At 63.7% G+C, this 6,026-nt stretch carries 6 protein-coding genes; 3 read left to right on the forward strand and 3 right to left on the reverse strand.

Features of this window, described 5'->3' with window-relative positions; translation table 11 throughout:
• Window positions 1–232: 232 nt before the first annotated feature.
• Genes E0486_RS16350 through E0486_RS16360 form a run of 3 tightly spaced genes read left to right on the forward strand, consistent with a single transcriptional unit; the run spans window position 233 to window position 3,136 of the window.
• The gene (locus E0486_RS16350; protein ID WP_131853744.1) at window positions 233–523 is read left to right on the forward strand and encodes a circadian clock KaiB family protein; all 291 of its coding nucleotides are present in this window, start codon (window positions 233–235) and stop codon (window positions 521–523) included.
• A gap of 3 nt (window positions 524–526) precedes the next feature.
• Window positions 527–2,065: a circadian clock protein KaiC gene (gene kaiC / locus E0486_RS16355; RefSeq protein WP_131853746.1), complete on the forward strand. Its 1,539-nt coding sequence runs from the start codon at window positions 527–529 to the stop codon at window positions 2,063–2,065.
• Window positions 2,066–2,089: 24 nt separating this feature from the next.
• On the forward strand, window positions 2,090–3,136 hold the full coding sequence (locus E0486_RS16360; protein ID WP_165917379.1) for a sensor histidine kinase: 1,047 nt from the start codon (window positions 2,090–2,092) through the stop codon (window positions 3,134–3,136).
• A gap of 101 nt (window positions 3,137–3,237) precedes the next feature.
• Here E0486_RS16360 and E0486_RS16365 read toward each other — a convergent pair whose 3' ends face one another.
• The 3 genes from E0486_RS16365 to E0486_RS16375 all read right to left on the reverse strand — a co-directional run bounded on the left by E0486_RS16365 (window position 3,238) and on the right by E0486_RS16375 (window position 5,916).
• Window positions 3,238–4,059, reverse strand: a complete 822-nt coding sequence (locus E0486_RS16365) for a cyclic nucleotide-binding domain-containing protein (protein ID WP_131853750.1) — start codon at window positions 4,057–4,059, stop codon at window positions 3,238–3,240.
• A 173-nt stretch (window positions 4,060–4,232) separates the two neighbouring features.
• A complete protein-coding gene (locus E0486_RS16370) occupies window positions 4,233–4,676 on the reverse strand; it encodes a VOC family protein (RefSeq protein ID WP_131853752.1) in 444 nt (147 codons plus the stop codon).
• A gap of 430 nt (window positions 4,677–5,106) precedes the next feature.
• Window positions 5,107–5,916, reverse strand: a complete 810-nt coding sequence (locus E0486_RS16375) for an aldo/keto reductase (RefSeq protein WP_131853754.1) — start codon at window positions 5,914–5,916, stop codon at window positions 5,107–5,109.
• Window positions 5,917–6,026: the final 110 nt, after the last annotated feature.

Consider the following 6,026-nt stretch of genomic DNA (forward strand, 5'->3'; position numbering starts at 1 on the left):
GGAGTTTGCTTCGCTACGCTCGCAATGACGCCAAAGGCGCCCGCCCACCCGCGGGCGCCTTTGGCATTCACGCCTCCCGCTTCACGCCTCCCGCTTCACGCCTCACGCCTCACGCCTCACGCTTCACGCTTCACGCCTCACGCCCTGTAGCTCGTTTACGACACGCTTAATAAAATCCCCTTAATCTCCTGCGCGCCCCTACCTTTAGCGGCGCGCTGCGCCCCTTGACCCCATGTCGCCCCTTCGCTTCCATATTTACATTGCCGGTACGGGCCGCCAGGGCCGCCAGTTTGCCGCGCTCTTCGAAGAGGCCTGCGGCGCCGCGCTGCCGGCCGGGAGCTTCCGCATCGAAATTATCGACATCCTCCGCGAGCCCGCACGGGCCGAGGAGTACCGCGTGCTGGCCACGCCCACCATCAGCCGGGTCAGTCCGGCGCCCGAGCGGCGCACCATCGGCCGCATCAGTGCCGAAGGCGCCGCCGCCGCCCTTCAATTCTTAACCGACGACCTTCCCAACTACTGATCCATGGCCCAACCCAAAGCAAATACGCCCGCTCCACGCCCCCGCGCCGCCCGCGCCGGCGCCGGCGCGCCCGCCAAGGCGCCCACGGGCATCCCCGGCTTCGACGTTCTCTCTTTCGGCGGACTGCCCCGCGGCCGCGCCACGCTCGTGTCGGGATCGTCGGGGTCGGGCAAGACCATCTTCTGTTGCCAGTTCCTGCTCGAGGGCGTGCGCCAGTGGGGTGAGCACGGTGTGTTCGTCAGCTTCGAGGAACCCGTGGACGACCTGCGCCGCAACGTGCGCTCTTTCGGGTGGAACCTCGCCGCGCTTGAAAAGGCCGGGCAATGGGCCTTCGTGGATGCCGCCATCTCCTTCGACAGCGCCACCAAGGTGATGGGTGAATACGACCTCCACGCCCTGCTGGCCCGCATCGAGGCCGCCGTCAAGGCGGTGAAGGCCCGGCGCATCGTGCTCGACTCGATCGGCTCGCTGTTCCATTACTTCGACGACCCGGCCACCATCCGCCGGGAGCTCTATAAGATCCTGCAGGTGCTGAAGAAGCGCGGCCTCACGGTGCTGCTCACCTCCGAGCGGCTCGAAGAGTATGGCAACGTGTCGCGCTTCGGGGTGGAAGAATACATTGCCGACAACGTGCTCATCCTGCGCAACGTGCTCGACAACGAAAAGCGCCGCCGCACGGTGGAGTTGCTCAAGTTTCGCGGCTCGCCCCATACCACCGGCGAGCAGCCCTACGTGATCGATCCGAAGGTAGGCGTGCACGTCATCCCGCTCACGCGGCTGGAGATGACGCAGAAGTCGTCGCAGCGCCGCGTATCGTCGGGCAATAACGCCCTCGACGCCATGTGCGGCGGCGGCTTCTTCAAAGACTCCATCGTGCTCGTATCGGGCGCCACCGGCACCGGCAAGACGCTCATGGTGACCGAGTTTGTCAAGGGCGGCTACGAGGCCGGCGAGCGCGTGCTCTTCCTGGCCTACGAGGAAAGCCACGAGCAGCTGCTGCGCAATGCCAAAGGCTGGGGTGTCGACTTCGCCAAAATGGAAAAATCGGGCAAGCTCCGCATCGAATCGGCCTACCCCGAAACGGCCAACCTCGAAGAGCACCTGCTCCACATCGAGCGCCTGATCGACGAACACAAGCCGGCGCGCTTCGCCCTCGACTCGCTGTCGGCCATCGAACGCGGCTCGTCCAAAAAGAACTTCCGCGAATTCCTGATCGCCCTCACGTCCTTTTTAAAAAAGAAAGAGGTGATGGCCATCTTCACGTCTACGTCTACGAATATCGTGGGCGGCACCTCGGTTACCGACGCCCACATTTCCACCATCACCGACACCATCATCCTGCTGCGCTATGCCGAGGTATACGGCAACATCCACCGCGTGATCACGGTGCTCAAGATGCGCGGCTCGCTGCACACGAAGAGCATCTTCGAGTTCGACATCGACGGCAAGGGAATGCACATCTCCGGCCAGGAGTTCAACCGCGCCAGCGGCATCCTCGGCGGCATGCCGATGCTGGCAGAAAAAGGGGAGGGGAAGGAATAAGCCTATGAAACTGCAATGCCGACCATGAACGCAGCCGACGCCATATTGGACAACCTGCTCGATGCCGTGCTGGTGGTGGATGCCGCCGGCACGATCATCTACGCCAACCGCGCGGCGGCGGTACTGTTCGGGCGCAGCGCAGACCTGCTGCTGGGGCAGCCCTTCGGCTACCCCGTACAGGCCCGCACCGTGCAGGAGCTGGAGCTGCTCCGCGGCGGCCAGCTGCTGACGGCCGAAGTGCTGGCGAGCCCCATCGACTGGCAGGGACAGCGCGCCTCGCTGCTGTCGCTACGCGACATCACGGCGCAGAAGCGTGCCGCCAACGAGCTGTCCGAGCAGCGGCGCCGCCTGGAGCTCACCAGCGAGGAGAATGCGCAGTTTGCCTCCCTCGCCTCGCACGATCTCAAGGAGCCCGTGCGCAAAATACTTACCTATACCGGGCGCCTGCAGGCGCGGTCGCTGCCCCCCGAGGAGGCGCGCCTCGTCGCCCTCATCGAAACCTCGGCGCAGCGGATGCGCGCCCTCATCAGCGGCATCGCCGACCTGTCGTCGGTAGCACAGGGCGCACCCGCATTCGAGCACGTGGACCTCGCGCGCGTGCTGACCGAAGTGTGCACCGACCTGGAGCTGCTCATCGAAGAAAAAGGCGCCGTGGTCACGCAGGCAGGTCTCCCGGAGATCGAAGGCGTGCCGGGTGCCCTGTACCAGCTGCTGCTCAACCTCGTGGCCAACGCCCTCAAATACAGCCGCGCGGGCGTGCCGCCGCGCGTGGAGCTCCGCGCCCTGCCCGCGCCGGAAGGCTGGGTGGAATTCGTGGCCTCCGACAACGGCATCGGCTTCAACAACGAAGAGGCGGCGCAGCTGTTCCAGCCCTTCAAGCGTCTGCACGGAAAGCAATACGAAGGCACCGGCATCGGCCTCGCTCTCTGCCAGAAAGTGGTGGACCTCCACGGCGGCTCGATCCGCGCCGAAGGCCGCCCGGGCGAAGGCGCTTCGTTCTATGTGCGGCTGCCGCTGACGCAGGAAAGCCCATCCCCGACCCTTCCTGGCCCATCCCCAACCCTTCCCTAAGGGAAGGGAGTATAGGTGCCGGTATTGCCGACTCCGGATTCCCGATCCCCGGCCGGCGCCAGCCTTTCACGCCTCACGCCTCACGCTTCACGCCTCACGTCTCACGAATCCCGCCCCAGCCGCTCCAGCACCTCATCCATCTTCGCCTGCAGCTTCACCACTTCGGCCTGGGCCTTCAGGTTCACCTGGTATTCGATCTCCGAGCGGATGCGGTCGGCCTGGGCCTGTCGGCGCTGGCTGTTGAGGATGAAGACGGTGAGCAGCGAGGAAAAGAGCGTCACGATAAAACCGAGGAAGAAGAAGGTGGGCGGCTGGTCGGTATAGTGCACGGGCCCGCCGTGGAGGCGCCGCCATTCGATGGACTGGGCCACGATCCAGCCGGCGATAAAGAGTGGGTAGAGCAGCAGGAAGGCGCTGCCCGTGAACACGCGGGCCAGTGCGTCAATAGCGCGCTGGAAGCGCGGGGGGCGTGCGCCGATCTGCTCGCTGGGGTTGGCAACGCCCCGCTGCTGGGCCGTGCTGTTTCTCAGGCGCGCCGACAATACCCGCAGCAGCGTCAGGGCGCTGTGCGGGTGTTGTTCGAGAAAGCGGTAAAACGAATCGCGGTCGAGGCGCAGCATCCGCACCTCGCTGCGGGTGCGGGCATTGGCGGAGTGCGGCGCCCCGTCGATGAGCGACAGCTCGCCGAAGAAGTCGCCGGCACCCAGCCTTGCCAGGGGTACTTCACCGCCTTCGTCGCTGGTATAAGAGATCTGCACTTCGCCCTCGACAATGAGGTAGAGGTGATTGCCCGCCTCGTTCATCCAAAACACCGGGCGGTGCGCCACGTAGTGCTCCTCGCGGAGATAGCCGGCCAGCCTGCGGAGCTCGTCGGGAGCCAGGCCCTCGAACAACGGGATCCGGCGAAGGAGGTCTTCGTTCATGAGAAATCAGGGTATAAAAAATGGGCCGGAGAGCGGGGGAAGACGGGAGCGCGGGCAGGGAGATTACTTGAGTACAGGAATACATGAGTACATGAGGGAGGAAGGAGGGTTCCCTAAAAAAGAAAAATGGCTGTCCTTTAGGGATCAGCCATTCACGCTTCACGCCTCACGCCTCACGCCTCACGCTTCTCGTAGCAGTTGAACATCCAGCGGATGCCGAACTTATCGAGGCAGCAGCCCCAGTAGGCGCCCCAGAACTGGTCGGAGAGCGGTGCGATGTTGGAGCCGCCGGCGGAGAGGGCATTGAAGAGGCGCTCGGTTTCGGCGCGGGTGTCGGGCTCGAGGTTGATGGTAGTGTTGTTGCCGATCACGAGTTTGTGACCCATCGATTCGAGCATGTCGGTGCCCATGATCTCGGTGCCGCCGAGGATGGGCAGGGCCACGTGCATCACGGCGCCCTGCTCGGATTCGGGCAGCGGTTGCATCCCGGGCATCGGCGGGATGTCGCGCATGAACAGGAAAGGGGAGGAGAAGTCGGTGCCGAATACGTCCTTGTAATAGCGGAAGGCTTCCTCGGTGTTTCCCTGGAAGTTGAGGTAGATGGATACTTTGGCCATGGCGTTTGATTTGAAACAAAGATGGCGATCCGGGCCGACAAATGCGGTCGGTGCTTGCGGCAAAAGGAGGGGTATTTGCGACGGGGGATGCACGCGGAAAACGCAGAAAACGCGGAAGGCCGTTTTTGTGGGACAGTTCTTCAGGTAGGAGCCTGTCTTCTGTGCCACGGTTCTCAGGCGGCAGCTGCTTTCTAAAATCCGAAACAGTAGGTTGTTCGATGCTCCCGTTAAAAACGCAGAAAGCTCCGGGGTGATTTCCTTTCCGCGTATTTACCGGAAACCACAACCTGCAACCAGCTTGCACCTTTAGAGGACACTTCCACCCGCATGGTTTTCCGGTGGTAATAGCATCGGAACACAAAGGAATCTCTACTGAAAAAGATTCCGCGTCTTCCGCGTTTTCCGCGTGCCCCACCCCGCGTTACCCCCACTACGCGCGTACAGCGCTCTTCAGCTCTTCACATTCCTTAGCAGTCAACGGCGCTTTCGCCGCTTCGAGGATCTGTTGCATATGCGCCGGGTTGGAGGTGGCCGGGATCACGCAGGTCACTTCGGGGCGCGCGAGGATAAAGGCGATGAGCAGGCCCGCCCAGCCGCTGAACCCGCGCTCCTTCGCCCAGGCGGGCAGCGCCGTTCCGTGGAGCCGCCGCAGCAGCGCGCCCTCGCCGAAGGGCCGGTTGATGATCGTGGCCACGCCGAGCTCCGCGGCCACGGGGAGCAGGCGCTGCTCCGCGTGGCGGTTGTTGAGGGCGTAGTTGAACTGCACGAAGTCGAAGCGCTCCTGCCGCAGCACGCGTTCCAGCTCGCCGTGGTTGCCGTCGGTATAGTGGGTGATGCCGAGGTAGCGGATGCGGCCTTCTTCTTTCCACCGGCGCAGGAGCGGCAGCTGCGTCTGCCAGTCGAGCAGGTTATGGATCTGCACGAGGTCGAGCACGGGGCGGCGCATGCGGCGAAAGGATTCTTCGAGCTGCGCGCTGCCGGCGCTGCGGCCGGTCGTCCACACTTTGGTCGCATAGAAGAGGGTGTCGCGCTCCGGCAGCCCTTCGGTGAGGCGCCCGATGGTGGCCTCCGCGCGGCCGTACATCGGCGAGGAGTCGATGAGGCGGCCGCCGCCGCCGTGAAAGCTGTGGAGCACGTCGCGGAGCGTGTCGTCGTTGTTGTCGGTATCGAAAGTTTGCCAGGTGCCGAGGCCGATAGCGGGCAGCGATTCGTGGGAAGAAGGAATGAGACGCTGGATCATGGGAAAAGATTGGAGAACGAGAGGAAGAGAGAACGAGAGAACGAGAGGAAGAGAGAACGAGAGAACGAGAGGAAGAGAGAACGAGAGAACGAGAGGAAGAGAGAACGAGA

Origin of the sequence: Flaviaesturariibacter aridisoli, from assembly GCF_004343705.1 — a bacterium.
Classification (GTDB): Bacteria; Bacteroidota; Bacteroidia; order Chitinophagales; family Chitinophagaceae; genus Flavisolibacter; species Flavisolibacter aridisoli.